The organism is Brevibacillus antibioticus, assembly GCF_005217615.1.
Classification (GTDB): domain Bacteria; phylum Bacillota; class Bacilli; order Brevibacillales; family Brevibacillaceae; genus Brevibacillus; species Brevibacillus antibioticus.
Genome location: NZ_SZNK01000001.1, coordinates 659,473 through 685,446, shown reverse-complemented (window position 1 = coordinate 685,446; position 25,974 = coordinate 659,473). Strand labels below are relative to the sequence as shown.

Annotated in this window: 36 protein-coding genes and 2 tRNA genes; 11 read left to right on the top strand and 27 right to left on the bottom strand. The window is 43.1% G+C overall.

What is annotated here, in order from left to right; translation table 11 throughout:
* Nucleotides 1–65 precede the first annotated feature (65 nt).
* Entirely contained in the window at nt 66–503 is a 438-nt protein-coding gene (locus tag E8L90_RS03315; protein WP_137027984.1) for a hypothetical protein, read from the bottom strand.
* Nucleotides 504–719: 216 nt separating this feature from the next.
* On the opposite strand from E8L90_RS03315, the gene E8L90_RS03310 reads away from it, so the two are divergent.
* Nucleotides 720–1,238, top strand: coding sequence for a hypothetical protein (locus E8L90_RS03310; RefSeq protein ID WP_137027983.1), 519 nt, complete (start codon nt 720–722; stop codon nt 1,236–1,238).
* A gap of 68 nt (nt 1,239–1,306) precedes the next feature.
* A complete protein-coding gene (locus tag E8L90_RS03305) occupies nt 1,307–1,594 on the top strand; it encodes a hypothetical protein (protein ID WP_137027982.1) in 288 nt (95 codons plus the stop codon).
* Between the two features lie 1,196 nt (nt 1,595–2,790).
* Here E8L90_RS03305 and E8L90_RS03295 read toward each other — a convergent pair.
* The 20 genes from E8L90_RS03295 to E8L90_RS03210 form a co-directional block, all read right to left on the bottom strand.
* Entirely contained in the window at nt 2,791–3,366 is a 576-nt protein-coding gene (locus tag E8L90_RS03295; RefSeq protein ID WP_137027981.1) for a hypothetical protein, read from the bottom strand.
* 15 nt (nt 3,367–3,381) lie between these two features.
* A complete protein-coding gene (locus tag E8L90_RS03290) occupies nt 3,382–5,877 on the bottom strand; it encodes a lipase/acyltransferase domain-containing protein (protein ID WP_162309033.1) in 2,496 nt (831 codons plus the stop codon).
* Nucleotides 5,878–6,654: 777 nt separating this feature from the next.
* Entirely contained in the window at nt 6,655–6,945 is a 291-nt protein-coding gene (locus tag E8L90_RS03285; protein ID WP_137027979.1) for a hypothetical protein, read from the bottom strand.
* 146 nt (nt 6,946–7,091) lie between these two features.
* Nucleotides 7,092–7,241, bottom strand: coding sequence for a hypothetical protein (locus tag E8L90_RS29845; protein ID WP_162309032.1), 150 nt, complete (start codon nt 7,239–7,241; stop codon nt 7,092–7,094).
* 122 nt (nt 7,242–7,363) lie between these two features.
* Nucleotides 7,364–7,891: a hypothetical protein gene (locus tag E8L90_RS03280; RefSeq protein ID WP_137027978.1), complete on the bottom strand. Its 528-nt coding sequence runs from the start codon at nt 7,889–7,891 to the stop codon at nt 7,364–7,366.
* 507 nt (nt 7,892–8,398) lie between these two features.
* On the bottom strand, nt 8,399–8,584 hold the full coding sequence (locus tag E8L90_RS03275; RefSeq protein WP_137027977.1) for a hypothetical protein: 186 nt from the start codon (nt 8,582–8,584) through the stop codon (nt 8,399–8,401).
* A gap of 237 nt (nt 8,585–8,821) precedes the next feature.
* Nucleotides 8,822–9,034 (bottom strand): hypothetical protein, encoded by a 213-nt coding sequence (locus E8L90_RS03270; protein ID WP_137027976.1) that lies wholly within the window; start codon nt 9,032–9,034, stop codon nt 8,822–8,824.
* A 96-nt stretch (nt 9,035–9,130) separates the two neighbouring features.
* Complete coding sequence (locus tag E8L90_RS03265) at nt 9,131–9,433, bottom strand: hypothetical protein (RefSeq protein WP_137027975.1); 303 nt, start codon at nt 9,431–9,433, stop codon at nt 9,131–9,133.
* Nucleotides 9,434–9,840: 407 nt separating this feature from the next.
* Nucleotides 9,841–10,041, bottom strand: coding sequence for a hypothetical protein (locus tag E8L90_RS03260; RefSeq protein ID WP_137027974.1), 201 nt, complete (start codon nt 10,039–10,041; stop codon nt 9,841–9,843).
* Nucleotides 10,042–10,103: 62 nt separating this feature from the next.
* Nucleotides 10,104–10,709, bottom strand: coding sequence for a hypothetical protein (locus E8L90_RS03255; protein ID WP_137027973.1), 606 nt, complete (start codon nt 10,707–10,709; stop codon nt 10,104–10,106).
* A gap of 200 nt (nt 10,710–10,909) precedes the next feature.
* A complete protein-coding gene (locus E8L90_RS03250) occupies nt 10,910–11,203 on the bottom strand; it encodes a hypothetical protein (protein WP_137027972.1) in 294 nt (97 codons plus the stop codon).
* Nucleotides 11,166–11,681, bottom strand: a complete 516-nt coding sequence (locus tag E8L90_RS03245; protein ID WP_137027971.1) for a hypothetical protein — start codon at nt 11,679–11,681, stop codon at nt 11,166–11,168. The genes E8L90_RS03250 and E8L90_RS03245 overlap by 38 nt, the downstream gene beginning before the upstream one ends.
* A 24-nt stretch (nt 11,682–11,705) precedes the next feature.
* Nucleotides 11,706–12,086 carry an ArpU family phage packaging/lysis transcriptional regulator gene (locus E8L90_RS03240; protein WP_137027970.1) on the bottom strand — a complete coding sequence of 127 codons (381 nt, stop codon included), beginning with the start codon at nt 12,084–12,086 and terminating at the stop codon, nt 11,706–11,708.
* Nucleotides 12,073–12,477: an ArpU family phage packaging/lysis transcriptional regulator gene (locus tag E8L90_RS03235; RefSeq protein WP_137027969.1), complete on the bottom strand. Its 405-nt coding sequence runs from the start codon at nt 12,475–12,477 to the stop codon at nt 12,073–12,075. The genes E8L90_RS03240 and E8L90_RS03235 overlap by 14 nt, the downstream gene beginning before the upstream one ends.
* A 15-nt stretch (nt 12,478–12,492) precedes the next feature.
* Nucleotides 12,493–13,389 (bottom strand): hypothetical protein, encoded by an 897-nt coding sequence (locus E8L90_RS30575; RefSeq protein ID WP_244297141.1) that lies wholly within the window; start codon nt 13,387–13,389, stop codon nt 12,493–12,495.
* Nucleotides 13,390–13,658: 269 nt separating this feature from the next.
* Entirely contained in the window at nt 13,659–14,018 is a 360-nt protein-coding gene (locus E8L90_RS03225; RefSeq protein WP_137027968.1) for a helix-turn-helix domain-containing protein, read from the bottom strand.
* A 128-nt stretch (nt 14,019–14,146) separates the two neighbouring features.
* Nucleotides 14,147–14,581, bottom strand: a complete 435-nt coding sequence (locus E8L90_RS03220; protein WP_162309031.1) for a hypothetical protein — start codon at nt 14,579–14,581, stop codon at nt 14,147–14,149.
* 121 nt (nt 14,582–14,702) lie between these two features.
* Nucleotides 14,703–14,861 carry a hypothetical protein gene (locus tag E8L90_RS29840; protein ID WP_162309030.1) on the bottom strand — a complete coding sequence of 53 codons (159 nt, stop codon included), beginning with the start codon at nt 14,859–14,861 and terminating at the stop codon, nt 14,703–14,705.
* A gap of 15 nt (nt 14,862–14,876) precedes the next feature.
* Nucleotides 14,877–15,131: a hypothetical protein gene (locus tag E8L90_RS03215; RefSeq protein WP_162309029.1), complete on the bottom strand. Its 255-nt coding sequence runs from the start codon at nt 15,129–15,131 to the stop codon at nt 14,877–14,879.
* A gap of 161 nt (nt 15,132–15,292) precedes the next feature.
* Entirely contained in the window at nt 15,293–15,523 is a 231-nt protein-coding gene (locus tag E8L90_RS03210; RefSeq protein ID WP_137027965.1) for a helix-turn-helix domain-containing protein, read from the bottom strand.
* Nucleotides 15,524–15,672: 149 nt separating this feature from the next.
* Between E8L90_RS03210 and E8L90_RS03205 the strand changes: the two genes are divergently transcribed.
* From E8L90_RS03205 to E8L90_RS03195, 3 genes are all read left to right on the top strand, one after another.
* A complete protein-coding gene (locus tag E8L90_RS03205) occupies nt 15,673–16,671 on the top strand; it encodes a helix-turn-helix domain-containing protein (protein WP_137027964.1) in 999 nt (332 codons plus the stop codon).
* Nucleotides 16,672–16,895: 224 nt separating this feature from the next.
* On the top strand, nt 16,896–17,621 hold the full coding sequence (locus E8L90_RS03200) for a hypothetical protein (protein ID WP_137027963.1): 726 nt from the start codon (nt 16,896–16,898) through the stop codon (nt 17,619–17,621).
* Between the two features lie 168 nt (nt 17,622–17,789).
* The gene (locus tag E8L90_RS03195; RefSeq protein WP_137027962.1) at nt 17,790–18,932 is read left to right on the top strand and encodes a site-specific integrase; all 1,143 of its coding nucleotides are present in this window, start codon (nt 17,790–17,792) and stop codon (nt 18,930–18,932) included.
* 111 nt (nt 18,933–19,043) lie between these two features.
* Here E8L90_RS03195 and E8L90_RS03190 read toward each other — a convergent pair.
* The 3 genes from E8L90_RS03190 to E8L90_RS03180 form a co-directional block, all read right to left on the bottom strand.
* Nucleotides 19,044–19,119: transfer RNA gene (locus tag E8L90_RS03190), tRNA-Val, on the bottom strand.
* Nucleotides 19,120–19,144: 25 nt separating this feature from the next.
* Nucleotides 19,145–19,221: transfer RNA gene (locus E8L90_RS03185), tRNA-Ile, on the bottom strand.
* 364 nt (nt 19,222–19,585) lie between these two features.
* Nucleotides 19,586–20,179, bottom strand: coding sequence for a phosphatidylglycerophosphatase A family protein (locus tag E8L90_RS03180; RefSeq protein ID WP_137027961.1), 594 nt, complete (start codon nt 20,177–20,179; stop codon nt 19,586–19,588).
* A gap of 179 nt (nt 20,180–20,358) precedes the next feature.
* On the opposite strand from E8L90_RS03180, the gene E8L90_RS03175 reads away from it, so the two are divergent.
* Nucleotides 20,359–21,063 carry an alpha/beta hydrolase gene (locus E8L90_RS03175; RefSeq protein ID WP_137027960.1) on the top strand — a complete coding sequence of 235 codons (705 nt, stop codon included), beginning with the start codon at nt 20,359–20,361 and terminating at the stop codon, nt 21,061–21,063.
* A gap of 2 nt (nt 21,064–21,065) precedes the next feature.
* Here E8L90_RS03175 and E8L90_RS30080 read toward each other — a convergent pair whose 3' ends face one another.
* Nucleotides 21,066–21,224, bottom strand: a complete 159-nt coding sequence (locus tag E8L90_RS30080) for a hypothetical protein (protein ID WP_017250308.1) — start codon at nt 21,222–21,224, stop codon at nt 21,066–21,068.
* Nucleotides 21,225–21,369: 145 nt separating this feature from the next.
* Between E8L90_RS30080 and E8L90_RS03170 the strand changes: the two genes are divergently transcribed.
* The 4 genes from E8L90_RS03170 (at nt 21,370) to E8L90_RS03155 (ending at nt 23,693) form a co-directional block, all read left to right on the top strand.
* Nucleotides 21,370–21,879, top strand: a complete 510-nt coding sequence (locus E8L90_RS03170) for a YjcG family protein (protein WP_017250309.1) — start codon at nt 21,370–21,372, stop codon at nt 21,877–21,879.
* A 78-nt stretch (nt 21,880–21,957) separates the two neighbouring features.
* Nucleotides 21,958–22,413, top strand: a complete 456-nt coding sequence (locus E8L90_RS03165; RefSeq protein ID WP_137027959.1) for a GNAT family N-acetyltransferase — start codon at nt 21,958–21,960, stop codon at nt 22,411–22,413.
* Between the two features lie 230 nt (nt 22,414–22,643).
* Nucleotides 22,644–23,159, top strand: coding sequence for a TetR/AcrR family transcriptional regulator (locus E8L90_RS03160; protein ID WP_137027958.1), 516 nt, complete (start codon nt 22,644–22,646; stop codon nt 23,157–23,159).
* A 111-nt stretch (nt 23,160–23,270) separates the two neighbouring features.
* On the top strand, nt 23,271–23,693 hold the full coding sequence (locus E8L90_RS03155) for a DUF3995 domain-containing protein (RefSeq protein ID WP_137027957.1): 423 nt from the start codon (nt 23,271–23,273) through the stop codon (nt 23,691–23,693).
* Nucleotides 23,694–23,755: 62 nt separating this feature from the next.
* Here E8L90_RS03155 and E8L90_RS03150 read toward each other — a convergent pair whose 3' ends face one another.
* Nucleotides 23,756–24,601, bottom strand: a complete 846-nt coding sequence (locus E8L90_RS03150) for a PHP domain-containing protein (protein WP_137027956.1) — start codon at nt 24,599–24,601, stop codon at nt 23,756–23,758.
* Nucleotides 24,602–24,707: 106 nt separating this feature from the next.
* Between E8L90_RS03150 and E8L90_RS03145 the strand changes: the two genes are divergently transcribed.
* Nucleotides 24,708–25,070, top strand: a complete 363-nt coding sequence (locus E8L90_RS03145; protein ID WP_137027955.1) for a hypothetical protein — start codon at nt 24,708–24,710, stop codon at nt 25,068–25,070.
* On the opposite strand, the gene E8L90_RS03140 is transcribed toward E8L90_RS03145, so the two are convergent.
* Nucleotides 25,040–25,969, bottom strand: coding sequence for an MBL fold metallo-hydrolase (locus tag E8L90_RS03140; RefSeq protein WP_137027954.1), 930 nt, complete (start codon nt 25,967–25,969; stop codon nt 25,040–25,042). The two genes, E8L90_RS03145 and E8L90_RS03140, sit on opposite strands and share 31 nt — an antisense overlap.
* Between the last annotated feature and the right edge of the window lie 5 nt (nt 25,970–25,974).

Here is a 25,974-nt window from a genome sequence, read left to right as displayed (position 1 = left end):
TCTCACCTGCTAGTTTAAGTTATTAAATAAAAAAAATACACCACGTAGGTGCTAACAATCTGAAACTAATTTTTTTCTTTCTCCCATTTCATATATGGAATAGCGGCAGTTAAAACTGAGGCAATCCAAAGCATTTCTCCGTTATTAAGAATCCATTCAGAAAGAGGAAGTTTTTGAACAGAGGTTTGACGAGTTGTAGCTGTCTCCATGTAAGAACGTGCAAATGTTTCCCCAACATTAGGAATTTTAGAGATAGAAAGCAGTAGTAATCTTTCGGTAATGCGCTCTCTCTCAGCTTCCACCTGCTCTAGTGTGAGTTCAATCTCTTTCCATCCTATATCTAAACCTGAAACTTTTAGAGTTTCTTTATCAAGTTTAGCTACCCACTGCTCCCCATGTTCATTTTCATAGTACCAAAAACGAATGTTTTGTTTCCCTATTGCCCATATAGGAGGATTTTTCCCTTCAATACTCTGAAGTTTAATAGAAACCGTATTGTCCATTTTGCTTTCGCTCCTTCTTAATTCTATCTATTCGGGTATCTTCGCATACTATGTCAAAATAAACCAGTAGGAACTTCCCCTAATTTCATACTTCATAAAAAGTAGCCCGTAACAGCTCATGGAATCATCTCACTTACCGGAATTTTTCGTTCAGTAACCAACAGGAAAATCCGTTCGTTAGATCTTCTATCCTCTTACTCATGGAGGTTTCCATAATTGTACTATGTTATAAAGACTTTACCGGGGCAGGATTGGAGTATTCGAATAAGAGGCAGACGAAGCAGGGATGGAGGAGCTGAATGGCATACTTACTCAAATGTGGTCCCTGTTCCCTACACCCCCGCGCTGGAAATAAGTATCAGATTATTCCCTTCATCCAATGGTAGAATAACAATTCATCCCCCAGAACAACTCGTGAACGAAATCCATGATGTTCTCTTAAAAGACCTTGGTTGTCAGGTAACAGAACTTTTGCGACGTGCAGCTGGTCACTCAGTAAGCAACAATCCTGCATCCTTAGATGTCAACATGAAATATAACGGTTTCATTGAAATTATTCTTCCAAATGGATTGACCTTAAAAGAAGTTGCTTACAAACTAGCTAAAGAAGGTCAAAGTGTAATACAATCTGGCGATAATTTCTTGATTACAGATGATATTACACAATTTAGTTCCTTAGTTATTTCAGCACCTAACGGGTGCTTGTTTTTTTACCCCACTTACTTCGGCGTGTGACAACCCCAGAATCAAATCTTTAGCCGCTGTGGTCACGGTTGCCCAGGTATCGGGTATGAGCTGTGCAGGTGGTCAAAGACAGAACTTACTTTTGGCTGAAAAGCGCTGAACGCTACGGTCGACCTTGGAAGGAAGTACGAGACAACATCCAATCAAAGGGCGCACATTTTGCTGCGCTGGATAACGTTTGGTACACTGCGAAATCGGAAGAAGCACAGGCCGCTGCTGATGAAGAAGCTGCACACAAAGCAAGGCCCGTGCCCAAGCAAGAATGGCAGCCAAAGAAAGCGAAAAAACCGCCTCTGCTTAATGCGGAGACGGGTTCGCCTATTGTATTACTACATATTTTTATATAATATCCGCCTAGGGAACCCCCTTAAAGGGTGCTCGGCAGATATTGTTTTTAGTTAATTGAAAAGGTGCTCCCCGGTTACTTTATCCTTCTTATACTAAAAAAATAAAGTAAATAACCACTACAGCTAAGTTCAGTAATACAAATTCATTTGTGACGATAAAAACAACCCATGGCCATAACCACGTGATGGATACAGATAGTATGATCGCTAAGCAGGTTTTCTTCACGAATCATTCTCCCTTTTGCCTGCACCCACCTTCATTTTACTCGCAAAAAGCATAGCAGTAAATGACCAATGTTTTTAACTTTTCCATGTTGCATTTATCATTTTTTCCCAATTATTTTTAGCTATTTATTCTGTCCATGCCGTTCCCCACATGCTGCGTGCTTTTACCGGCTGCTATCAGGTCACTATCACAGCAAGTCCTCCTGTGCTGAGTTACGAAAGATGTACTGAAAAAAATCGTGTTCCAATTCAGACCTGCTTACCAACTTTTCGTCCTCTTTCATCTGTAGGTACAAAGCTCGTGGCTCAAGCAGTACAAATTTAATAGAAAACGGATTTTCTATCATTGAGGCAATCTCACACAATCCCTTTCCCATGCTTCCAGTATGACGATTTGATCAGGTTGCATGCGATCCCACTCGATGGTATTCTTCACGGTTCAGAACTTCAAGCACAACTATGATGGCACCGCGACTGCGCCCCGTTTTAATGCATAACTCGTCAACGGTTGGCATCCTACTGTGTCCGGCGGAATAGTTCCCGCTCCCCCGCAAAAATTTGAATATGATATCAAACAGCATGGCGGATCACCACTGGATGCATAGAAAGTATGTTGTCGAATATAAGACACGCGGAACCCGCCTTGTAAGTCAGTACGCTTTTAGCCGGTCGCCTGCAGTCACAAGAGGATGCAAGGTGCCCTTCGTTGTCTGGATATTGCTGCCAAGATAGATGATTTCGATGTATTGAATCTGGTCTATGGCTATTTACAGTTACCTTCTCATGCAGTTCCCCTCTGAATACTTTTGGCTGAATTATATTCTAACTACTTGCAAATAAAGGGGCTGTCTAAAAAGTCCATTTTCGAGTAAATTGCATCGAAATTAAAAACCCAAGAATGTTGATTTAACGGCATTCTTGGGTTTTGCTTTTTTTAGTTAGTGGGCTGAAATACCACTTTTCGGATAGCCCTAACCCCAATTGGGATATAATCGTTTTCCTCCAGACCTTACTTCAATCAGTACTGGTTGTCTTAACTCCTTCTGAAGAATCTTCACATATTGATCCCACCCAATTTGCTGATCCAGAGTATAATTTATCTCGATCGTAATTCTTCCATCTAATTGATTATTGTGGGATTTTACGTAGCAGTAAACATTTTCTATAACAGTTCCATCAGGTAAAATTTCCGCCCACTTTTTTACAACAGGTATTACAATTTTATTCGCGATATCGAAATTATTTTTTTCGCCAATTTTCTTTTTAACAATAAAGTACAAATATGAAATTAACGTACTCAAGCCAATAACAATGGGAAGCACTCCAAGTAACAGCACGAGTTGCGACTTACTAATTAAAGCTCCTATCAACCAAAGCAAAAACCACGTTACTTCGCCGAATATAATTAATTCCACTTTCCTTTTTAACAATGGCATTCCAAAGTGTCGATTTAACCATACACCTTTATTGGAATGTGTTGCAACAAGCATGGAGCCCAAAAAGGCAAGACCGCCAATAGCATATAGTATCAAAAACGTCATTTGCATCAGCGGTCCACCTTTCTACTGTAATCTAAATACGTGTGATTTAAGGGGTTTTTTTCTATAATGTACATCTCTAAAATCGAATTTGATTTTATTCACTTCATTAGAAATATCTTTAATTGGAACTGTAAAAGAATAAACGCCCTTTTTATTGCTAGTAACGGCAGGATAGAAAACCTCGTTTAGAGGGTTTATTGCTGGGAGAAGAGTATATTTGACAGAAGGTTTTAAATCCTTCACCACGTTATCATCACTATCGTAAATAATAAAACTCAAAGTTGTTGAATCTTGGTCTCTTCGTATGATTTGTGTATGATAATCCAAATATACTTCAAGATTAGGCATTAGTGTGATTATATAAGTGACTTTGGGATAATGAACTTCAACTGCTTTACCTAACTTTGGAATTTCGTCATTTTTTCCTTTTTCAACTTTTCCAATTAGTACTTTTAGCGCATTACTCTCAGGTTGAGGTAACCTTGATAATATTCCTGCGATACCTTCGTTATAACCCGCTTCATCCCAGACCGCTTCCATCAATTCGTTTAGCTCCAAGTCTACAGATGACCATGCGCTATCATTAACAAAATCATTTTTTGCTCTAATAAAAACTTGTTTGCAACCACTAGGGACCTTTATCGGACCTCTATACGTAAAAATTTCATCTTCATTACTAAAGTGGTACTCAAAATCATACTTAATACCGACATACTTTGAAGATAAGCTGAGCTTTATTCCATAATCCGGATGAAGCTCTAAAGTAGTAATAAACTCTTGGGTCATTGGCTCCACAAAGATGTATCTTTTCTTTGGTTTTTCAATATTATTGAAAATGTCTTTTGAGTAATACTCAATAACATTTCTCCCATACTGTAGAAAACCATTCTCTATACTTAGTACCGTTGATTGATTAATGTGGCTAATTAATTCACTGTCATTCACTTTAATCAACGTTTCTAAGATTTTCGGAGCCTTTTCATTTTTACTTTTGTTCTTGAAAGAGAGTACTACTCCTCTCTCGTCATAGTGGGCTTGATGGTGTTTACCAATTGCCTCAATTCTCATTGACGTTTCTGGCAATGCTTTTGTTCCATCTGGAACAACATCTATGCCTTGAATTACATGCGATTTGTGCATTTGATCAATAACTTTTACACTTGTAACAGGATGTTTGTCATTAAATGTCAACTCAACTAACGTTGATTGTGTCGGATCAGCCTTGATAGAAGGAAACTTATTTACTAACTCCACTTTACTTTGGATAAATTGTAATGTTTCAATTTCAGTTCTTCCGGTATCGAATGGTTCGACCAATACCTTTATATCCTTAGGATGCGGATCATTGTGAATTAAATATGTTACTTCTCCTATGGTATGTCGAGTAATTTCTTGAGAAGAACTATTTAATGTTTCTTCCTCTCCCTCAACAAAAACTTCTACTGGGCACGCAATCCTTTGCACCACCCAATCCTCTCTAGGGGTATATCGCCCTAATATACCATCAACATGAGAAGCTTTTCCTGTTCCAATTAACTTCTGAATCCATTCTAAAACCGCTCTATGATGAGTTAGTCCCTGATGGCTGGCGTGGGCATAGACAATGTTACTAGTATCTTCATTATATGGCTTAGCGGCAAGGATTGGAACTGTGCCATCTCCATCCGTTGGAGTCATAAGATCTTCTCCAGGCCCAATAATTGTAAGTGTCCCTACAGAACCATGATTATATCCAATGATATTATGATGTTCGACACCAATCGGCCACGGTTTCTTTAGAGAATTGTGCAAATTTAAGTTTATGAGATCAAAATCAAATACATCGCATCCCTGTAGAGTTTTTATATAATCCATATAATCTTTCCATGTTAATTCGCGTCCACCAACACTTACAAAAGAACCATTTAAGCAATAATCTCTTGAAGGTAACAATTGGTACAAGGACGGGAAAGTTCTTCCGATGTCTCTTATCACTTCCTTATCAGGGAAAAAGAAACCTTCATCCATTCCATACATCAAGCAAGAAAACGCGTCAGGTGACCCTTTCCAGGGTGTTCCAAGAGTTATAACCTGCTTGATTCTTGGAAGTACTCCTCTTCCACTTGCCCATTGACAATAAGTGTGCGTTAACAATCCCCCCATACTATGAGCAATAATAATTATTTCGTCATTTGGGTCAAATAGGGAAATAAAATCATGTAGCTCTGGACATACATCCCAGAGATTTAATCTCCAATCATACCCAAATAAGTGTGCGCTAACAGTACTTCCTTCTAAATTTTTCAACATATCAATAATTGGAGCATAAATAATATTTTTGCTAAACAACGTCCCAACCATGTTCACACCGTATTCTATAGGCAAACCAGGAGTTATAGGATTTTTAGATTTACCTTTTACCATAACCAAGCGCTCTAAGTGTTTATTTTTAACTCTAAACCAGCGCTCGATATTACCTTCAAATAATGAAGAACCCATAATTCCAGGTATAAACACTATTCTCTTCAGTGGAATCATCTCCCATCGTATAACAAACGTGAAAAACAGCATAATGCTTTATACCTAGTATCGTTTCGACACTACAATGGGTTATCCTGTCGATATTTTGAAATTCCTAGTATATAATTCCTTATTTGATAAATGTTTATCTGAGTATAGCCGACCACTCACCTAAAATCTCAAGCAGCCGTAGGATCAAATATGATACTTAGCACTGATTGCCTTAGATAATCGAACGTATGTATTCATCTATTGGAGATTTGGCGCGATTTCAGATCTAAAACAACGTTGTACGTCACTGGAAAGAACATCTGTTCTTATATATTATGTGAACAAAGCAGTACGTGCAAATAAATTTGAAACAACTTATAGACTCTGCAATTGACTCGAGTCACTTTTTCCTACTTATTCGTATTTCCCTCGTCAATTGGCGAATCCATTGCGGGGATTTGGCCACTATAACAGCCAATTCTGACGTAGAAATTTCCCTGTCTTGTAGCCGATCAGTCTTCGCCTTTGGTTTCGCCATTTTCATCACCTCACTTTCGTTTTAACCTCGTATAGTAGGGATACCAATTTTCGGGTCATCAGATGAAGCCAAAATTTGAAAATGTCATCTCTTGGATCGGATTAAGCAAAAGCGAAAGTAATTTTTCAAAAATAAATCTAGCGAGATTTCGGGGCTCGCTTCACCCGCACTCTTCCCGGCTTCCAGAAGGACCCGTAAAATATTTGCGATAGGTCTACAGGGGTTCAAAGCCTGCTCACGACGTTTTCACTATCATCCAAGGTAAGTTAACCATCTTTGATTCCCAACCTCTCCAGAGCGGCTTGTACATCGCCAGTTACTTCAATCACATCAACATTGCCACTGACCTGTATGAATAGCTGCTGTCCATCTTGCATCATGAAGAAAGAGACTCCATCCTCATCCTTAACTGGTTGATTACCTTTGACATCACGGCTGGCGATGACCTTGCCTTGCCCATTGTACTTCACTACTAGAAACTCTCTACTTGTACCGCATCCATAGATTAGTAACACAATGCAGCATAACATCAGCATGTGCTTTAACTTCGATACCATCTCTCCTTGGCTCCTTTCTTACAAATAAAAAAGCCACTACTACTGAGCGGCTTCATGTTTATATATTCCGTTGTGATCCCACTATACATCTTTGAACTCTCGACGATGTACAACGTCCTGTGTCGGATACCACTCTTGCTTATCTATCAGAACTTCTCAGTCATATTGTCCTTTACAAAGAGATGTACCAACCAACTATCCTCTTCAACTGACACAATACGTCCGATCAGTCCGCTTTTCATATGACTACCTTTTCCGCTCAAATACGGTTCTACTGGATCATTTACTTGAACCATCAGCTCTACCTCCAATCACTTCAGCTGTGCAAAGAATATAAAGTGTTAGACTGGCAGGTTTATTGAGCTATCGTACCCGCCGTACTGAAGCCCCCGCCACACCTTCGTATAATGTCCTGAGGTTACGGAAAGTCCAGATCGCCATCGATGACGCGGAACATCTCCCTCTTCCGCGCCGGATACCGGGCATCCAGTTCCTCCCACTGCCGCTTCGGTAATATCAAAAACTCGTGGGTATCGGAAAGATACGAGGCTTCAAACAGACGAATTTCGTATTTGTCCCTGATCAATTCCTGGAACCCGCGAATTGTGATATAGCGATCTTTTCCAGAAAACGTGAGCTCAATCGAATGCAGTTGTCCATTGTAGGTAACGTCCAATCCTTTGTCCGTAGTCGTCACCTCCACCGATTCATCCGGAAGCCGTTCACCGAACAATCGAACGATCTCCTCGTCAAATTCTCCCCAATCTACGATGATGCTGTATACGTAAGCGAACACAATCGGAATTTGCTTCTCGATCGCAAGCTCGTCCGCCAGCACAAATCGATGGCGCTCTAATGTTTCACGATGATTTTCAATAAATTGTTGAAGCTGTCGCTCGTCTCCTTCGAATAGAAACGTCAGCTCACTGTCGCTCGGCATTCTCATCCCATTAACCTCCCAGTGTTCACCCAATTGGTACCACTGCACCAACTAACACTAAAACTGAACAAAGATATTTCATTTTTCATTCCACACTCTTTCTGCCTTGATTTATATACGCAATTCTTAGGAGAAAGTTTCCAAGTTGCTGCGTTAAACTGCCCGTTAGCATAATGAACCTGCGAGTCTAGTACTTTATTTTCTAGTCTAAAACATTATTTTCTCGAAACATCAGCATTTCCGATCTGCTCTTTTAAATTATATAACCACTCTAAATACGAGTGACATGTCGCGAGTATATCTTTTATTATTATCATTCTTATCATTATTGTTTATATCCGTTTGCTGTTACTTTGCTGTTACCCCTCTGAAAAATGATAGAGGATAAAGCCTTGGTACAACAAGGTTTTGGCTGTTACCCCTTTTTCTCGGGAAATAGAGCGGGAACTTACCGAGAACCCGAACGTATACTCTTGTTTTAGACAAAAGAAAAAGCACCTATATCAAGGTGCCCTATGACCATGGTCCAACTTTGATTAGAGCTGTTAATCCGATGAATGCCCCAATTTGGTAGGAATACTTCATTCGGTCCAAGAGCTTATACACGAAAGCTCCTGGAAGAACTACCCACAAAAACAAGACAGCCAGAAACTGAATTACTGGAGAAAATCCTTCTACCATCATATTTAAGGTAATCAAAATAACCCTCCTTATATAATCTTTTTTCTCTAATACGATTAAACAATAGAAATAGTTTCCAGCACCACAAAATCTTTTCCTCCCTTACTTCGGCATGAGGCAGATGCCACGATCCAAGCCTTTAACCGCTGTGGTCGGGTTGCCCGGGAGTGTTGGGGTATGAGCTGCCGCGAATGGCAGTCCAGCAGCAACCAGGAATGGAGTAAAAAGAAAAAGCACCGCGTGGGTGCCGTTTCGCTATTTCTTATCTCTAGGGTCTTCGCACCAGAAGGATACTACAGTATCTCCGCCACTAAGATACAAAAAATCTCGTTGCTTCACAACGTAAATATGCCCTTCTACTACGACTTTTTCACCGATGTTCGGAATTGGTACTGCGGTGGTATAGTGCATATCTTCAATGTGCAACCTAGTTTTGGATAGATCTAAAAATTCTAACTCAATTTTCATAGCTATACCTCGCATTCCCATTTTGATGCATACATGAGGCTGTACAATCTTATCATGGCCTTATTGAGAAAAGAAAACAACCTTGTAGATTAGTCATTATTTCTTGAGTTTTTGAATCAGCTTATCCAGATCCTTCGCAGCTTGTCTAATCAAATCAGCATGATCTTTAGACCTACCACCATTAAGTTCTGTGTAACGCTGGAGAAACTCACTGATATCAGCCTGTTCTTCCGGTGATGCGTATACATAGAATGGAGCAATTGCCCCAGTAAGAGCAGCGAAACCAAAGCCCATATCGATGTAATCAGCGTTCGCAACTAATAGCGTACCTCGACCTGCATCCCGACCAAAGGCTCTACGAACTGCCATTTCTAATTCTAAAGAAGCATCGTGAGACATTAAAATCACCTCCCTTTTGACTACTTCCCTGTTTCGTCAAAAAAGTGGAAAATCCTTCAAATCTCTTGTTGTAGAATTATTAAAGCGAGGTCAATCATCCTGCTTACTGGCGACCATTGAAGTTCGTTGCAAGGTGCAATTCGTCCCTAGACTACGTCTCCAACAAAAAACCGCCCGTAGGCGGCTGAATTATGTTTCAAACTTTTTTCTAACCATTCATAAAAGCCGAGCACGGGCATTTGTAGCCATACATTGAGGGGGAAAAGTATGCCGCGTCAAAAACAATACCCATTCTTTTAGCCCTCTGATTGAATTCCGGCCATTAAGCCTCCTGTAAATAAGAATTGTTTACCTTGTTGTTACCAACAAAAAGTGTGGGGCAGTAAACATGTTTCCAACCTAGTTACTCACTTTCTTTTGAGAGAAGCTACTATCTCTGCAGCAAGTGCATCCCCTTCAGTAAGGTGGTACTCACATCTAACACGATCTACGTCAATATATTCAGCATTTCTTAATTCTTTAATAGCAGCTTTGACAATGTGGTTCAGTGGAACTCCAAGCCTTTCCAACTCTTTGACTCTCTTTTGATTTTCTATCCATCTGTTCATATTTTTTCACTCCCATATCTCATTGTCGATTCGGTGTTGCTCATTGTTATGTTAGGCCCTGTTTATTGCTTTTCCATCGGTTTACTGAAGTACTTTTCTATAGACTCGCCATCTAGCCAGCTACGTATAAATTCCTTATTTTCAGGATATGATATTTTTCTTGCCCTCCTGTCAATATAAGGCGCAAGGTTAATCAAACCTCCTTCAATATCGCTGTGATGAGCTACCCGCCAATCCAAAATGACTTGTTCTTTTGTTTTCTTTAGTTCCTCCATTTGCTGTTCCAATTCCTCTTCTTGTTTCTTGTACATGGTCATTTTCTCAGACCGCTCCTTTTTAGCTTGAATTGCAGCAGCCTTCACTTTTTCCAAGCTCTTCTCATATTGTTGAGTTTTTGCAAACTGGGCCTGATATTCTTGAATACGATACTTGATTTCTTCAATTTGTAATTGCATCTGCCGATTACTTTTTAGAATCTTTTCAGCCCCCCTATCATCACCCGCAATTTCCAATTCAATCATTGCTGAAGTCTGCTCGTTTACTTTATCCATAAGAGACTCCAATTGAGATTCCAGTTCCTCGATTTTTGATTGGATCTTTCCCTCCCTTTCTCTCACTTTTTCCAAAAACTCATCAACATGTTGCTGTAACGATTTATTTCCAAACATCTGTATCGCTCCTTTTGTTTTAATTGGGTGAAACCGAAATGAGAATTTATATGGCAATCCTAGACCATGCTGTTATAAAATCTACTTTGGACGGCATGTCCTAGTTTCAAGCAGGGTAAGTGTTTTTGATAACCTCACTATTCGCCGTAGTGGGGTTATTATTTCTTTCCGCCTTTATTTCTTCTAAGAGTGCCTCAACCTTACTTGCATCCATACTCCGGTCTTTCATAACGGTGATCAATTGACTTAGGGAGACTGTTTTTCTGTTGTCCATCCTCGTTCCCACCCTCCTGAAACAGTTTCAGTATGCTTTCGCGCTCCCGGCGTAGCTGTTCGATACGTGCCTTGTAAATCTCCACCTCCTCCTCCGACAATCGATAGCGATCTATGATTAATTCTCGGGCAAGTCTGGTATGTTCTTGTGTGATTTCTACTAGGCGATCGCCATGTCCAGAATTAACGGCTAACCATATTGCACGCTTGCTGTGATTCATGAGCCCATACCTCCTTGTCCTTCTTGCTAATCACAACACGGGTATTTCCAGCAGCGCAAAAGACTGTTTCTTTTATCTCCCACCCCTCGTTTAAGTTGTGAAACAAATTTTCCACAACGTGTGCCAAATCTGGTGTTTCCTCGTTGAAGATAAACTCCCGATCTGCCTCCTTTAACGCATTCTGTTTCGCCTTCAGCCGGTTCCAAGCAAATATGATAGACTCTGCTAACCCAATAAAAATAGCTTTGTCGTCCTCTTGAATGGCTTCTAGAAGGACTTCCCTTACAATCGGCACAAAATAATCGCAGACCTCGTGCCACTCTACATCCCCAGTAGTTGCAACACTTATTAGTTCGCCAATGTAACCGTCATAAATCTCGCCGCTCCCTGACATCTGAATCAGAAAATCATCAAACGAGATATTTTCACCTTCGCAAGTGATCCCTGTAACCATATCTATCAATTTAGCTTTTTCCATGTTCAATCATCCTTTTTCATAGTTTTATTGGTACTCTGTAAGTCCTAGCAGGACTGACAACCTGTACATAGCTCTCCACCTGATCTTGGTATAAGTGCCCTCGCTGATCGGTGGATCGAAATGATCGCGATACACTCGATAGTCGGTGATATAATCGGTATTGATGCCTAAATACCTTTCTTTGATCAAAATTTGTTCACGATCCGGTAGCTGACTGACAGCCTGTTCAATCTTTCTACAGAATGTACGATGCTTTTCCAGTGATTCGATATCATGATTTGATCTAATGGATTGGCCGTCTTCTGGAATTAGGTATTTGCAAAGCCTGTACTTCTCAAGAAGGGATTCAACAGATTGAAGTATTGCTTTTCGTTCACCCTTATGTAACGCATCAGCCCCTTTCACTGGTAACACCTCGATTGCAAAGTGGGCACCAATGAGAATCTGGACCTTCCGAGCTAATGCCTAGAATCTCAGCCAGCTTTTCCATTGCTCTATTTTTATATTTGTAGTACGTGAACTCGCTGATCTGCATAGCCTCATACACTTCATAATCTTTGACATAGTTCCCATCCTGTGAAAGGTACCGCTCGGTTACCAACCGAATTTCTTTTGGAGCAAGAAGCGCAACTGCTTTTTCAATTCGTTCAACAAACTGTTTACGCTGCTGGACGATACCATCAGTTAACTGCTTGTCCTCCTTCACGCCCACAAGATTGATGTATTTAAGAAACTGTGCATTCTTGAGCAGTTCCTCAACAGCTTTGAAAGTAGTTTTCTCTACCCGTACCCTCACATCACATCCTCCCCTCTAAGAATCTCCCCAATTGAAGCTCTCGGGGTTGTTCCCCTCCTGCACCCATCGCTGGAAAGCAATTTCCTTGTCGCGTGGGTCTGCCTTGAGCTTTTGTTGTTGCTTTGGTTTTGTAGCTGACCTCATTTTCAAGGCCAACTCTCCGAACTTATCCCGGAACTTCTTGGCGGAAAGGACATTCACTTTCCAAAACGGGTCCGATGTTACCCAGTCAATTACATCTCGAATTAAATGCTTGTCATGGACCTTATCTAGCTCAACAAGCTTCCGAAATTCGTCTGCCCACTTTTGATGATCAGCCTTAATGATCAAATGTTGGAGCTCTTCTTCCTCTGCTACTGCTTTTACCTTTTCATAAAAGTATTGAGCCATTTTGAAATAATCACTGTCCTCGGAATAGGTCTTTGACCTGTTTCGAGAGGAAGAAGATTTCTTTTTACATTCTTGATCATTCTTAAATACTTCTTGTTTATGGTTATCCTGCTGGTTATGTGTTGGTTGAGTCTTGGTTATGTCTTGGTTAGAGTGCCGGTTATATTCTTCATCACCACCTTGATAAATGTCGTAATTAACAACGGTTATGAGCGTATACCAGTTGGTTGATTGGATGGTTAAAAATCCGAGTTTCTCTAATTTCGTTAAACAAGTACGTATTTTTTGGTTGGTTACATCTTTGTCATTGTTGAACCACTCATCGATAATTTTTTGCCGAGATGTTATTAATTGACCGCGCTTAACCTCAACCTCAGCTCCTCGATAGTAATCGATCCAGACGCCGTCTTTGTGATTTGCATTCAACACAATGTAAATAGCAATTAGCTTTTGTATTGCTGTAAGTTTTTGAAATGTCGAACTTTCCATAATACTACGGTGCAACTTTATCCAACCTCTCACATCACCACCTCTCTTTCATGATCACTGCGGATTACATACATACCCTCTGATAGTCATAGTCCGGTCCCTGCCGCAATTTTTTAAACTGTTTCGCTTCCATTTGCGAGTCCATGTTGAGGAGTAGGGCTTGTAAATCTCTCAATGTCGGTCTTTTATTGCCTCTCACCTTAGTGTTTCGGGCAATATACGCTGTCATTTCTCTTTCTTCTGTGATACCAAGTTGAGAGAATCTAGCTGCAATTTCCAAACGCCCTCCCAATTGTCTTGAATCATGAGCCAGCCCCCTGCTCCTGCTGCCTCATCCACGCTTCCAAAGATTCTCGCCGTAGCAGATACTTGGCCCCAATCTTTACATGTGGTATTTCCCCAGCCCTCAACATTGCGTAGAGCTTGTACTCTGAAATCGAGTTTTCAAAGACTTCCTCAAGGGCTTCTTTCACCGTGAGCGTGTTTCGTCTATTTTGCACAGGCTGTACATGCTGCTGTTGGAATAATGCTTGTGCCATCTGCTGGGCCAACTGCTGAATGAGCTGGTTTGGATCTGGTCGCTGTTCAATTGGCTGAGCTGTATGTACAATCACCGCTGGGCTAATAGAGCGATTTGTTTTCCTGCGCGTTGAAGTACGCATTGGTTATCCCCCTTGTTTTTGTTGTTTTCTCACGCTTTAGAGGTCAAAAATCAGGTTTTAGGTGTAAACATACTCACCACCGATAAACCGACTTTGCAAACCCGCGCCGTTACAGGCTTTTTAATGGTCTAAATCGTGAGGATTTTACCCTTGTCTTCCCAATATTTTTTGCGTTGTCGTGCGCGGTTAACTTTTCGGGTTTGCAGTTCACGACATTTCAAGCAAAATTCTTGTCTGTTCGAGCGTTTAGTAAAAGAATTCCCGCAAGTCGCACACCTTCCGATGGACTGACCTTGTTCGCCAGCTGGATGTTTTCCCCAATACGCTAATTCCAGTGCCGGATCAACAGGCAGAACATGCATCTCAAAATATTGGCATCGAACCTTTCCTGCCTTTATTTGTTCTGGATACTGCTCATCATCTCGATAGAAAACACATTGAGGCTGAGTGTTCGAACTTAAATAGCAGCAGTTGGAATGGCCGTTACTATCAGGGCTGAATGATGCACATTGAGAGCGAACCAACTTTCGGATCGGACGGAGAATGTCTTTTCTCGTCTTCAAGAGAATGACCACCTCTTTTCTGTCGTGAATTTCATGACGGTTCACACACGTTTTACTAGTAAGCTGATGGTAGCTGGGTAAATATGCAGCCTTTTACTACCCTCGCATGTGTTCAAACGTTTTAGATATCGCAAGACACGCCTTTAAACTCTTTGTACACTGGTCCGCCCACCCACCAGCTTTTATCTGACTTCGCCACTTCTTGCTCTGCCCGTTCTCTGCTGAAATAGACTCCAATGATTAATTTAGTCACGCTGTCCGAAACTTCTATGACAACCATCGTTTCTTTCTCCCTTTACCTCACCCTCGCATATAGTCCGGCATACAAAGGCCAACCTTCTGTAGTCTTAGCGGTCAATGCTTCCACTATTGTGATGCGCTGATAAACGTCACCGTTACGAACCTCGATGTGATCCCGTTCACCCAGGTAGATTTCTTCTCCATTAGCTTGCTGGATGCCAACTGTTCCGCTTTCAACGAACAGCCTGCCTGTTATAAACCCAGCCATTACGTCGGCTGTCTCTTTCATGTGATCTGATAGGAACATCATCGGTTTTCAGCCTCGCTTTCCTCGAGCTACTGCTTTCAATAGTTGCAGCTTAGTTCCAAGTAACAGGCGCTGCCAGGTTCCGCATTTGATTCGCATATACCGACCTCCATCCGTTCCCTACAATCCGAACGAAGCGATGTGTGGAAGACTCCACTTATTCGTCACGCCTTTGAGCATGCGGGCTTTTCAATTACAAAAATCTCGTCAAACTCCACTTCTAAAGCTTCCGTAATCCGCTTTGCGATTCGCGGGCTAGGGTTACGGTCGCCGTTGGCAATCTGTAGAGCCGTTACTTGCCCGATGTTTGCTGCTTCCGCAAATGATCGCTTCGAATGGCCCTTGCGAATAAGCAGCTCTTCAAAGTAGCCTTGATCCTTAAGCCGAATTTTCATGTTACCCCTCCTTTGTGTACCCGACTACACATAATATATCATGAGTGTGTAGTTAACGCAACAGTTTCAATGCAGAATAAATTCAATTTTGTTTCGGCAACGAAACACTTGTGCTAAAATATAAAAAACAATCTACGGAGGACATATAGATGAACCAAGTAGCGTTCGGGGAGTTTTTTAAAGAGCAGAGAATAAGAAGCGGCTATAAAAGCCAACGTAAACTAGCTTCAGTAAGTGGAGTTAGCAACGGCACAATAGCAAGAATTGAAGCGGGGACACAAAAAGCAACAATAGAGACACTTCGAATCCTTTCTAAGTATTTAACTTCTACCTCATATGGTGAAATGTTTGAAAAAAGTGGACATTTTGAAGGGTTGACGGACGAAAAAAGAGTTCAAATGATGTCTCACTATGATTTTCGCATTGAATTTACAGAAGAATTTAGAGAGTTGATTAAAAAAATGGCCCCTAGTGGAAAATTCACTGAGGAAGTAAAACAAGACCTAGTTAATTCCATTGAAAACTATGTCGATGAGAACTTTGAGTATACCCCAGAGGCTTTAATTGATTTGATGTATGAAAAAGGAGACGCTTCAGACATGGGTGATTTATATATGGAGGTACTGGAAACAGCAAAGAAACACGGAGTTGTTAACGAAAATAGCCCAAACTCGCCTTCGGCAACATCGAGAGTTTTTGATGAACATATTAGATCATTCATTCATTTGTTAATCGGCGATCGCGAGCATCCGTTTCTTGGAAGAATAGAAGGAGAAATTAGCGAAAGAATCGGAGCGTTATTCAAAAATCACAATGTGAAATCAAATAAAGAAGTGACTATTAGCGACAAAAACGGAATTAGAGACGATATACCTGACCAATTCGCAAATATGATAAATGATATCGATAATGCTCAGTTCAAATGGGATGTGCTTCAAGAGCTGCAGGACATTGCGCACGAATTTCACATACGGTTCAATCCCGCATACGAAGTTGGAGCAAAACACCCCCGATCAATGGAGCTAACCGAAGTTATAGAAAACGTGAGCATCACTTACCACGGGCACACGGTCACCGATCAGGACAAGCAGCTCTTCACCGCATACCTCGATGCTCTGTTTCGCGATCGTATCTCTTCAGAGAAATAAAAAAATGCCACTCTTAAATACGAGTGACATGTCGCGAGTATATTTCTTTAATATTTTCTTTAGGCTTCGCTCTAATGAAGGAAAAAGTTTGACTGTCCTCGGATTAGAGGACAGTCGCGAGTGTCAGCTAATTAGAGGACAGTGGGTGTGAAATTCTTCGTAAAGATAGCACTTCTTAATTTAACCGATATACAACACTATAGAAATATTAAGGAGGTATTACATTGAAAATTCTACTGAATTGTTTGCCTTGCCATGATGTTTCAAAACTTTACCCTATAGAGATTCAGGATACCGCAATATACGAGATAGATTGTGAAAAAGGGCATAAAACTGTACAAATTTTAAACGAAGCTCAATTTGAAACATTATTTGAACTCGGATCACTTGCGCTATTAGACGGTTACACTCGGGAAGCGGTGTCCAGCTATGCATCTTCTCTTGAACGATTTTACGAATTTTGTATTAGAGTTTTGCTAAGTGTTCATAAAGTTAATTATTCAACTATGAATGAAACTTGGAAAATGGTTACTGTACAATCTGAAAGGCAACTCGGTGCATTTTACTTTATATGGTTATTGCACTACAAAAAAACTCCTCCCAAGATTGCTCAAAAATGGGTAACCTTTCGAAATGATGTAATTCACAAAGGCTATATTCCTAAGTACGATGAAACCAAGCAATATGCTACTTCCCTTTATGAATACATGTTACCTATAATTATTGAATTTAAAAGAAACTATACAAAGCATTTTGAACACTTAAAAGACAAGGACTTTCTAATTGATAAATACGCTTGTTTATCTAGTCCTTTTGTTCGGGATACATATTTTCTGTCAAAAGAAACTATGTTCAATTTAGTTTCTAGTAAAGATCCTCTTGGTAACTTTGACGAAGCATTAGCAATGCTAGCAAAAAGGAAAGATACACTTTATTCAAACTCGTTCTAAAGTAAAGAATACAGAATAACAAAGGTATCAATAAAGTCTGGCTGTCTACACTTGCAAGAAGAGTTCATTGTACTCCATTGCATCAAATAAATCACCAGAAGGCGGCTGACGAATTAACTTATCCATGTTATTTTAAAATGTCTTTATCAAACAAGGAGGAAATGGAAGATGGCAGTAACTAAAGACAAGAACGTTCAAAAAAATCCCTGGTATTTCACAATTGAGATTGATGAGAATGGAAAACGGAAAAGGATCAAGCGCAGAGGATTCAAAACTAAAAAAGAAGCTGAAGCGGCCCAACGTGACCTTTTGAATGAACTCGGACAAGGATTGAACCTCAATGCCTCCAAAACTATTTATCGAGACTTCATGGTTGACTGGCTTCGAGACAAGAAAACAAAAGTCAAATCGCGCACGCTTGAAACATATGCGGGATTGGTAAATAATCACATTCTGCCGGCATTGGGAGACTTTGCCCTAGCTGACATCACCCCTCGGCACATCCAAAATCTTTATAACGAGCTGCACGAGTCTGAGCGGCTTTCTGGGGAGAACATCCAAAAAGTACATACCATCATCAACGAATCACTGAAAAAGGCCGCCGGATGGGACATGATCATAAAAAACCCAGCTGCTGTTGTTGATCGCCCCAAAGCTGAAACAAAGGAAATGTTCTATTGGACAGATGAAGAGGCGCACCGCCTTCTTGGAGTTGCCAAAGAGGATCGCTATTACTGCGCTCTCCTGCTTGCAGTAACAACCGGAATGAGGCAAGGAGAAATACTGGGCTTACGGTGGCAGGATCTAGATTTGAAAAACAGGACTCTATCCGTTAGGCAAATTCTTAACCATGACGGAAAGACTCTGGAACCCGGAGCAAAAACGGCATCAGGTATCCGCTCCATCGGTATCGATAAGATAACAGCAATTGAGCTAGACAAACTTCGGCACCGAACCAAAGAGGAAAAAATGGCAAACCGGGATATTTACGAGGATAACGACCTGGTGATATGCACACAGTTAGGTACACCTGTTTCACCACGAAACATCAATCGCACATTCTATCGCCTTACTGAAAAAGCTGGACTGAAAAGAATTCGTTTCCACGATCTACGTCATACTCATGTTGTTATGCTCTTGAAAATGAGAGAGAACAATAAACGTATAGCTGAACGTATGGGATGGTCAAGTGTGAAGATGCTGGATCGCTACTCGCACATTACACCACACATGCAAAAGGAAACAGCCGATGCTTTCGGGGAAATGTTCTTCTCGGCACCAAATGGCACCAAGAAATCTTTAGTGGAATAAAGGGCACCATTTCGGCACCAATTTTCATTTGTTCGTAAAAAAGGGGAACAAGCGGGGTCGCGTTAAAATAAGAAAAACCCTTGATTACCAAGGGTTTTAGCGTTTGTATTATGGTGATCCGGACTGGGTTCGAACCAGCGACCCCCACCCTGTCAAGATGGTGCTCTCCCAACTGAGCTACCGGATCATGGGATATGTGTGTGATCGTTTAATGGTGGGCCCTGTAGGACTCGAACCTACGACCAATCGGTTATGAGCCGACCGCTCTGACCAACTGAGCTAAGGGCCCGAATCGTATCGGACGTCGATCACATTTATTACTATACAGCATCGCAAAATAGATTTCAAGAGGAAATGAATAATTTCTTGTAAAAATTTTCACCCGTACCAAAAGAACACTAAGAAACCCAGTGAAATCAGGCTTGTTTTCACCTTGTAAAAAGCCATTCTCCACCGCTGCTGCCCGCATCCCCCCTACAAAACAGAGGATTACCTGCATGATAGCATCTTACCATACATGACTCATCAAGCACTTGTGCTACACCGGTGAAGAATTGGCTCCTTCCAGACTAAAGACTATCCAAAAAAGGTTACAACAACAAACAAGATAATTAGGTAACGATCGAAACAAACTCCGTCATCCCAAACCTAACCTACCCCGCCTGTTCCGTCCCTTTCCCTTTCTCCTCGACACGCAGCTCGGCTCCCTGTTGCTTCAACGCCTCACTTCGTGCCAACTCCGCCTCCTGCTCATCTCTCATCCGATGTGCCATGCGGCTAGAGGCATTGGCTGCCACGCTCGCCACGAGGTCGTCCAAAAACGTATGAACACGTCCCTCTCCCGACTTGGTATCCAGCCTTTTAATCACCCCGACCTTGTGCTTATCCAAATGTCCAAAGGTGGTCACCGCGATACTTCCATATCCAAATACGGAGCCTAGCGCTAATGTTTCGTCGCATCCGAACAGTCCTTCATCTGCCGCGATGATGGATTGGAGCGGCTCGGACAAGAGACCCTTCTCTGCTAACGTATCCAACTCAACGCCAACCAGGATGGCGTGCTGCATTTCCCTTTTTTCCAAGACCGCTTTTACGCTCTCTATGCACTGCGCCATTGTGAGATCTGAATGGTATGGCGACTGCATGAGATAGACGATCTCCGCGATATCATCCACCGTCACTCCGCGTTCTGCCAAACGTGCGAGAGCAGCGTTTCTGACTTCGGTGCTGTGTACTTGCTTCTTCATATAAGAGACAACCCCTTCCACAAATCGAGTGAAGTCGTTTCTATCATAGTATCACACGCTGACCAAATTGCGACAATCTTTCGCCTACAACCTGACTGCCCCTGCACCCAAACTGTTGGGCATGCCCGCTCGCTCCTGTATAATAAAGAAAGGAATATCCCAATAAGGAGGACACCGCAGTGGCCCTTGAGGAAATCATCTTGGAAAGCCGGCATTTGGGGATGCCGGAAAAGCTGGTTGTCTACACACCCCAACGCTACTCGCCACTTTACTCGTATCCAGTCCTCTACGTACAGGATGGAGAAGATTACTTGGCAATGGGCAGGATGGCTTCTTTGCTGGATCAATTGAATCGGGACAAAGAATTGCCTGATATCATCGCTGTCTTTCTCCCTGTCGAGAAAAGCAAACGGAACGACCGTTATCATCCGGATGGTAAGGAGCATATGGCCTACCGTCGCTTCCTCGCCGATGAAGTCGTGAGCTATGTCGATACGCATTACTCCACACATCCTTTGGGAAACGCACGAACACTTCTAGGCGAATCTTTGGGCGGGGTTGTCTCTCTGTTCACGGCTCTTCACTATCCACATACGTTTGGACAAGTTGCCTGTCAGTCGATTGCCATGGATGCAAAGTTAAATCGGCTGGTAGCTGACGCTGACTTTTCCGTACCGCAAACCTTTTATTTGGAGATCGGAACGGAGGAAACGGCAGTAAGCACGGGCCGCGGCACATTGAATCTTCTAGCGGCCAATGAGGAGCTACGCGAGATTTTGAGCATGAAAAAAGCCACCCTCGTTTATGAAACGTTTGAGGGTGACCATACGTGGGGCCACTGGCAGCACAATCTACCGCGTATATTAAAGACGCTTTACGGGTAAACTTACCGTGGCTGTTCTTCTTGTGGACCTTCATCCTTGATAGTCGATACGAGTGCCTCTTCGAATTCTCCTTTTCGTATCGCAGTCAAGATCGTGAAGGTCAGCACAGACAGTAGAAGCAGAACGAGAAAAATGAATGTGATCATCATTGCCGTATACATGCAGTGCGGCACCTCCTTGCACTACACAGTCTTTCCTTTGGCGCAAGGAATATACAGACCAGCGCTTAACATTACACAAATGAAGAATTTTCTGTTAAAATAATATCTTGTAGAGCATGATAGATAGTAAGGAGGAGTGGTTCTGATGATGTACAGTATCGTAATATTCCCATCTAGCAAGGTGCAAGAAGTAGCGAACTCTTACCGGAAACGTTATGACCCGGGCTATGCTTTGGTTCCTCCGTATATCCGTTTGAAGGAAGCCTTTGAGCTGGACGAAGCCAAGCTTCCTGAGCTGGTGAGCCATCTGGAGCAGGTTGCCTCCTCTACCGACAGCTTTTCGGCTCATTTCCATCGGGTATCTTCTTTCCACCCTACCAACAACGTGATCTATTTGGCTGTGCAAAACAAAGAACCATTTAACGAGCTGCATCAAAAGATTGCCAATCAGTGTGTGAATGAAAAAGAAACCTACGCATACGTACCGCATCTGACCATCGGGCGCGACCTGTCCGACGATGAGCTGCGGGATGTAACCGGCCAACTGAGCATGGCAAAAATTGACCTAAACAGCGAGATTGATCGCTTCCACTTGGTTTATCAACTCGAGGATGGCATCTGGAGCGTTTACCAGACTTTCCTTCTCAAAAAATAAACACCCTTTCCTCCAATATGAACCCTCCCTGCGTGTCTATTGTAGGGAGGGATATTTTCTAACAAAGGACGAATACCGATGAACCTGCAAACCTACCAGATCCAAAGAGTCACCACTGTACAAGAATTGGCGGATGCCCTGTCCGTGCGTCGAGTCGTTTTCATTGAAGAACAGGAAGTACCAGAAGACTTGGAAATCGATGAGCATGACACACTGGATGGCGGGACGATTCATTTTGTAGCCTACCGCGATGGAAAGCCAGTGGGCGCAAGCCGTATCCGCACCTACGCACCTGGGGTAGGAAAAATTGAACGGGTGGCGGTTGCCAAAACAGAACGCGGTACTGGACTCGGCCGCAAAATCATGCTCGCGATGGAAGAGCTGGCCAAACAACACGGGTTTGACAGCCTGAAGCTGAACGCGCAGACGCAAGCCCAACGGTTTTATGAAAAGCTCGGCTATGAACCTTTTGGCGACTTGTTTGACGATGCGGGTATCGAACATATTGCGATGGTCAAATCCATTCGAGAATAACAGAAGCTGCGTGCAGCTCTATTCCCTCATTCGAAAAAACAACCTCGTCTTCGTTATGATCATCATGCGAAGCGAGGTTGTTTTTCATTGGTACCCGATAAAGGTATGAAATCACCTGCGGTTGCCCTCTGCTACTTTCTCCATCAAAAAGCAACGCTTCTTGACACATCTCAACCAGTGGAATAACATGGAACCAGGAACATACGATACCGTATCTTTTGAGGTGAACCATGCAATACGTACGTGAAGATTGGATTCGGGCAGGGCTCGATATGTTGGCTGAAGCAGGCATTGACGCTGTTCGTGTGGAACCTCTCGCCAGAAAACTAAACATCAGCAAAGGAAGCTTTTATCATCACTTTCCAGATCGTCAAGCGCTACTGGACTCCATGATCGATTATTGGGAGGAGCATGCGACCGAGCGGATCATTCGAGCGCCACACTCGGACAGCATGTCGTTGGAACAGCTGTTGTCGAGCGCTTTTAGCAGCGAGCGAAAAATCGAAGCCGCTATCTACAACTGGGCGAAACAGCATTCTGCCCTTTCCAAACGTCTCGTGGAAATCGAGCAGCGCAGGATCGGCTTCGTAGCCGCCCTGTATGAGAAAAAAGGGCTGGCTCCCACTGATGCAAAGACACGTGCTCAACTCGCGTACCTCCTCTATATTGGCTGGCTTGTGCGCAGAGATCTGGAAGCGCCTTTTGATATGTCCGCACCCTTGGATCATTTTATGACTTGGATTTGATTACCCCCTTCCTGCCTGACAGATGGTCTTGCGCAGGGATATTTTCACCCAAAACATACGGATGCGTATCTTTTGTAAATAAATCCTTACAAATCAATAGGAGGCTTTCCCATGACACACGTTTTCCCAATCTCATCCGCTCTCTTCTTAGTCATCGTGTCCTTGCTGCATTTTTATTGGGCCTTCGGAGGAAAATGGGGGACTGATTCCGTCATTCCCACCACAGCAGATCATTCACGCCCGACTTTTTCGCCTGGGAAAGGCGGAACGGTCGTCGTTGCCTGCTTGCTCACTTGTGCCGCTTACCTTTTGCTTGCCCAGAGTGGTTATCTCCCGCCCGTCCTAGCCCCTGCTTTGATTCAATGGGGATGCATTGTCTGTGCCGCTGTATTTGTCCTGCGCGCTGTGGGAGACTTCAACTACATTGGCTTTTTTAAAAAAGTAAAAAATACGAAGTTTGCCCGTCAAGATACGGCATTATTCACCCCCCTATGCTTGTGGTTAGGGATATCATTTCTGCTCGTATTGTTTTAAGTTCACCAAAAACCCTCTTCCCATAAAAGAGAAGAGGGTCGTTTCCATTACGTATGGATGAATTACGCCTTCCGCTTCGCCGCAATCGCCCGTAGCTGTTCAACAGCATCCATCTCTGCGGTATGAGAGCCGAGCATCGCATGAAACGGCTCCTCTCCACGCCAACCATGGAAATCAGAACCGCCGGTTACAACAAGTCCGTATTGTGCTGCCCACTTGCTGTAGCGCATTTTTTGTACCTCATCGTTGTCCGGGTGATTGACTTCAATCCCGTCTAATCCGAATACAATCAACTCCTGGACCAGCTCCTCATCGTCATACAGACCCGGATGAGCCAGCACCGCCACTCCACCTGCCTCTTTGATCAGCGTGATCGCTTCCTGCGGCGTAATGCGTGGAGGATTGACATAAGCCGCTCCCCCTTTGCCCAAGTACTTATCGAAGGCCTCTGCGATCGTTGAGACGACGCCCAGCTCCATCAGTTCTTCTGCAATATGCGGTCGCCCGATGTTTTTGTCCGTGCCCTGCTTGCGTTGGTATACCTTTTCCAATGAAATGTCGATACCGAGCTCTTGCAGCCGTTCGATCAGCAGTTGGTTACGCTCATGTCTTGTCTCCCGCAAACGGAAAAGTCGCTCTTCAAAAGCCGGGTCTTCATACGGGACAAAATAGCCGAGAACGTGAATATCCTGCCCCTTCCCTACGGAGCTCACCTCGACTCCCGGAATAATTTCCACGCCGAGTGCGTGGGCAGCCTCGATTGCTTCTGGAATCCCTGCTACCGTGTCGTGATCCGTGATCGCCAGTGCAGCAAGTCCCGCCTCCTTCGCCAAACGTACGTTTTCCGCAGGCTCGCAGGTTCCGTCTGACGCTCTTGTATGGGTATGCAAATCTGCCATATGTTCCATCCTCGTCCACTCCTTCTTTTCCTTATTTACAAGTCTGAATTGTTATTGCCGTACATAGTATGAGACTAAGCTCGATTTCTCAATGGTTGAACCGAGGAGGATGTCCATGCGGTTAAAAAACAAGACCCTTACCGGTGTCGTTCAGCCACTCTCTTATGTTGACAAAATGCTGCGGCAACAAGGCTTTCACCGATCCGGCGGGGACAGTATGCCCACGTACGATGTCGTCATGTACGATTCCGCCAGCAGCAGCGCGTATTTTTTGCGCATCCCTACGAACTATACCAACACAACGACCGGAAAAGGGGAACTGAATGTCAAACTGGGTCATCCGTATTTGGAAGCAAAGTTCTATATGAATACCTCATCCGAAGAAGTTTTCTTCATTCCCAAGGCCGTCCGCGAAGCTGCCGAGCATAAACTAGCAGAAATCGCCGATTACCTTTCTGCTCCCTCGGCTCCATCCTGAACGGTTCTCCACAACCACCGATTTTGTTCAAACCGGTATGCCACCCTCTTTGTTTTCTGAAGCCCGACTAGGTAACCCATAAACGCCGTCCGAAACAGCACATAACTCGAAGCATTTTCTATGGAAATGTGTAAACGCTCACACAGGAGAGTTAATGCTTCTTCTGGTGTTGTCTCCTCTACTAAAAGGTCGCAGATCACCGAGAAAATCCGCTCATGCCAAGCAATATTTTTGTTCACGGCATCATGAGAGGTGGTGGTATATGCTCCGTGCCCAGGTACGTATCCCCTGTAGTTGGTTGCAAGCAATTTATGAAGACTGAGCAGGGTCTCATGCGCATCCACAAGAAACGGCAGCTTGTGCTTTTCCAAAACCTCTTCGCCTAAATAACTGTCGGCAGCGAAGCAAATCTCGTCGCAGACGACGCCAACCTGTTGCCAGCTATGCCCTGGCAGAGAAAGGATAAAGAAAGGTACGCCATCTATCTCGATCCCTTCATCCAGCGGAAGGAGGTGGTCCACCCGAGAAGGCTGCGCCAGCAAAAACTTGTTTTTGAGATCATCAAGTGGGGCTGCACCCATGTTCAAGTAAATGGGCTCCAGTATGGGATTTCGAATGATCGCCTCTTCCAGCGGTGGCGCATAGACCCTTGCTTCGGGCCAGCATCCGAGCAAGTAGGCGTTGCCACCGAAATGATCTGCATGAGAGTGCGTTTGAATGATTGCATACAAGGGCTGGGCGATAGCGTCCAGTCCTTTCTTGATTTTTTTGGCGTTTTGGGTATCCAGACCAGAATCAATCAGGACCGCTCCGTGCTCACCAATGACAAGTCCTATGTTAACGTGACCAGGAAAATAGCCGACACGCTCTGTTATCATTTGAAATGCTTGTCCAGACAAAACAG

What these genes read in the sequence shown, in the direction of transcription:
- E8L90_RS03315 (WP_137027984.1), bottom strand. Translation starts at nt 503, where the DNA reads ATGGACAATACGGTTTCTATTAAACTTCAGAGTATTGAAGGGAAAAAT.
- E8L90_RS03295 (WP_137027981.1), bottom strand. Translation starts at nt 3,366, where the DNA reads ATGCAAATGACGTTTTTGATACTATATGCTATTGGCGGTCTTGCCTTT.
- E8L90_RS03290 (WP_162309033.1), bottom strand. Translation starts at nt 5,877, where the DNA reads ATGATTCCACTGAAGAGAATAGTGTTTATACCTGGAATTATGGGTTCT.
- E8L90_RS03285 (WP_137027979.1), bottom strand. Translation starts at nt 6,945, where the DNA reads ATGGTATCGAAGTTAAAGCACATGCTGATGTTATGCTGCATTGTGTTA.
- E8L90_RS29845 (WP_162309032.1), bottom strand. Translation starts at nt 7,241, where the DNA reads ATGGTTCAAGTAAATGATCCAGTAGAACCGTATTTGAGCGGAAAAGGT.
- E8L90_RS03280 (WP_137027978.1), bottom strand. Translation starts at nt 7,891, where the DNA reads ATGAGAATGCCGAGCGACAGTGAGCTGACGTTTCTATTCGAAGGAGAC.
- E8L90_RS03270 (WP_137027976.1), bottom strand. Translation starts at nt 9,034, where the DNA reads ATGAAAATTGAGTTAGAATTTTTAGATCTATCCAAAACTAGGTTGCAC.
- E8L90_RS03265 (WP_137027975.1), bottom strand. Translation starts at nt 9,433, where the DNA reads ATGTCTCACGATGCTTCTTTAGAATTAGAAATGGCAGTTCGTAGAGCC.
- E8L90_RS03260 (WP_137027974.1), bottom strand. Translation starts at nt 10,041, where the DNA reads ATGAACAGATGGATAGAAAATCAAAAGAGAGTCAAAGAGTTGGAAAGG.
- E8L90_RS03255 (WP_137027973.1), bottom strand. Translation starts at nt 10,709, where the DNA reads ATGTTTGGAAATAAATCGTTACAGCAACATGTTGATGAGTTTTTGGAA.
- E8L90_RS03250 (WP_137027972.1), bottom strand. Translation starts at nt 11,203, where the DNA reads ATGAATCACAGCAAGCGTGCAATATGGTTAGCCGTTAATTCTGGACAT.
- E8L90_RS03245 (WP_137027971.1), bottom strand. Translation starts at nt 11,681, where the DNA reads ATGGAAAAAGCTAAATTGATAGATATGGTTACAGGGATCACTTGCGAA.
- E8L90_RS03225 (WP_137027968.1), bottom strand. Translation starts at nt 14,018, where the DNA reads ATGCGTACTTCAACGCGCAGGAAAACAAATCGCTCTATTAGCCCAGCG.
- E8L90_RS29840 (WP_162309030.1), bottom strand. Translation starts at nt 14,861, where the DNA reads ATGGTTGTCATAGAAGTTTCGGACAGCGTGACTAAATTAATCATTGGA.
- E8L90_RS03215 (WP_162309029.1), bottom strand. Translation starts at nt 15,131, where the DNA reads ATGATGTTCCTATCAGATCACATGAAAGAGACAGCCGACGTAATGGCT.
- E8L90_RS03210 (WP_137027965.1), bottom strand. Translation starts at nt 15,523, where the DNA reads ATGAAAATTCGGCTTAAGGATCAAGGCTACTTTGAAGAGCTGCTTATT.
- E8L90_RS03205 (WP_137027964.1), top strand. Translation starts at nt 15,673, where the DNA reads ATGAACCAAGTAGCGTTCGGGGAGTTTTTTAAAGAGCAGAGAATAAGA.
- E8L90_RS03195 (WP_137027962.1), top strand. Translation starts at nt 17,790, where the DNA reads ATGGCAGTAACTAAAGACAAGAACGTTCAAAAAAATCCCTGGTATTTC.
- E8L90_RS03180 (WP_137027961.1), bottom strand. Translation starts at nt 20,179, where the DNA reads ATGAAGAAGCAAGTACACAGCACCGAAGTCAGAAACGCTGCTCTCGCA.
- E8L90_RS30080 (WP_017250308.1), bottom strand. Translation starts at nt 21,224, where the DNA reads ATGTATACGGCAATGATGATCACATTCATTTTTCTCGTTCTGCTTCTA.
- E8L90_RS03170 (WP_017250309.1), top strand. Translation starts at nt 21,370, where the DNA reads ATGATGTACAGTATCGTAATATTCCCATCTAGCAAGGTGCAAGAAGTA.
- E8L90_RS03165 (WP_137027959.1), top strand. Translation starts at nt 21,958, where the DNA reads ATGAACCTGCAAACCTACCAGATCCAAAGAGTCACCACTGTACAAGAA.
- E8L90_RS03160 (WP_137027958.1), top strand. Translation starts at nt 22,644, where the DNA reads ATGCAATACGTACGTGAAGATTGGATTCGGGCAGGGCTCGATATGTTG.
- E8L90_RS03155 (WP_137027957.1), top strand. Translation starts at nt 23,271, where the DNA reads ATGACACACGTTTTCCCAATCTCATCCGCTCTCTTCTTAGTCATCGTG.
- E8L90_RS03150 (WP_137027956.1), bottom strand. Translation starts at nt 24,601, where the DNA reads ATGGAACATATGGCAGATTTGCATACCCATACAAGAGCGTCAGACGGA.
- E8L90_RS03145 (WP_137027955.1), top strand. Translation starts at nt 24,708, where the DNA reads ATGCGGTTAAAAAACAAGACCCTTACCGGTGTCGTTCAGCCACTCTCT.